The sequence below is a fragment of the Sphingobacterium rhinopitheci genome (assembly GCF_022627575.1).
In the GTDB taxonomy this organism is placed as follows: domain Bacteria; phylum Bacteroidota; class Bacteroidia; order Sphingobacteriales; family Sphingobacteriaceae; genus Sphingobacterium; species Sphingobacterium rhinopitheci.
Window position 1 is genome coordinate 1 of record NZ_JADEYQ010000062.1, and the last position, 660, is coordinate 660.

1 protein-coding gene is annotated in these 660 nt (G+C 34.5%); it reads right to left on the reverse strand.

Annotated elements, in window-relative coordinates; all coding sequences use genetic code 11:
- Positions 1-315 precede the first annotated feature (315 nt).
- A partial coding sequence (locus tag IP023_RS15785; RefSeq protein ID WP_449618995.1) for an ISAon1 family transposase N-terminal region protein occupies positions 316-660 on the reverse strand: 345 nt, incomplete at its 5' end.

Genomic DNA, 660 nt, shown 5'->3' on the forward strand with positions numbered 1-660 from the left:
CGTTTTCGTAATGGAATTTGTTGAAGAAAAGGGATGATTACTTCTGATTTTGTTCCGCTTATTATAGCTACAATTGTACCTTTTTTACCTTGTGACTCCTTATTGGTGATCACAGTATAGAGCTCTCCTTGAGAAAGGCTAGTTTCATCAATAGAAAGACGTGAGCTAATATTTTCAGGAAAAACAAGACCTTCTTTTGCATTTTCTCGATGTTTCCATTGTTGGAAACCACTAAGTTTATTCCGATAGTATCTCCTTAACTTACTAGCACTTATGTCATAAAATGAAGATATACTTTGGATACTATGAGCTTGATTATCCGCTGATTCCTTTTAAAAAATCCGCGAAATCTTGTGTGATACGCGTTCCTTTTGCTACTAAATCCCAATTTCTATAAACTACTTTATCTGAATCTTGATTAAGCCATCTACGGCGTTTAACGTGTAAATATACTTGCATACCGCGGATTGGAAAATCTTGAAGAGTAATAGGCTCAAAGAAGCCTTTGGATAGTAGTTTTTGTCCTTGATATTCTTCAGGTATAAGGTTTAGTTCTTCTAGAAAGATGTCAAGTCTTTTATCTTCTTTAGTATAATGGGTCATTTCAAAATAATCAGAAACTCCCTCCGGAATAATCAATGGCATTAAAGCCTTAAACGA